The organism is Halolamina salina, from assembly GCF_042678005.1.
Lineage (GTDB): Archaea > Halobacteriota > Halobacteria > Halobacteriales > Haloferacaceae > Halolamina > Halolamina salina.
This window is the reverse complement of record NZ_JBHUDH010000128.1, coordinates 1-650: the sequence shown is the minus strand read 5'-3', so window position 1 is coordinate 650 and position 650 is coordinate 1. Positions and strand designations below refer to the sequence as shown.

Annotated in this window: 2 protein-coding genes; one reads left to right on the top strand and one right to left on the bottom strand. The window is 71.7% G+C overall.

Annotation, left to right across the window (positions count from 1 at the left end; all coding sequences use genetic code 11):
• Positions 1 to 331: hypothetical protein (locus tag ACFR9S_RS11185; RefSeq protein WP_459077204.1), on the bottom strand; the 331-nt coding region annotated here is incomplete at its 3' end.
• Between the two features lie 96 nt (positions 332 to 427).
• Here ACFR9S_RS11185 and ACFR9S_RS11180 point away from each other — a divergent pair.
• Positions 428 to 650 (top strand): lipoyl domain-containing protein (locus ACFR9S_RS11180; RefSeq protein WP_379818674.1); only part of this gene is annotated, 223 nt, incomplete at its 3' end.

Sequence of the window (650 nt, the reverse complement as noted above, 5' to 3'; positions counted from 1 at the left end):
CGCCCTCCGAGCAGCCGAGCGCGGCGGCCGTGTCGTTGGCCCGGCTGATCCGCCCCGATCGGACGGTATCGGCGCCGTCGCCGATGCGGGCGCTGTCGTGGGCCACCGTCGCCGCCGGCGTGCCGTGCTCGTCGAACGCCGGGAGGGTCTTAACGCCCGCCGCGCCCTTCCCGACCCCGGCGTCGTTGAGGATCACCCCGCGGACCCCGGCCCGCGCCGCGAGGTAGCCCGCGTAGGCGCCGCCGTGGCTCGCGGCGACGACGACCCCCGGTTCGGCGTCGGCCGAGAGCTGTGTCACGCTGTCGAGCACTCGGACGTGAGTGAGTACCATGGACGGACTGGCGGCCGCAGCCGCATAACTCCCGGCGTCCCCTCAGTCGCCGGGACGAACAGCTTTTTGTCGGTATTCGCCTCTTCTTGAGAGTATATGCCATACGTCGTCCGGATGCCGAAGCTCGGCGTCGAGATGGAGACGGGGATCGTGATCGAGTGGTACCTCGACGTGGGTGAGACGGCCGAGGAGGGGGACGTGATCGCCGAGATCGAGTCCGAGAAGTCGACAGCCGAGGTCGCGGCACGCGAGGACGGCGCGCTCCGGGAGCGCTACCTCGACGCCGGCGAGGAGGGGCCGCCCGGCGCCGCGATGGGCA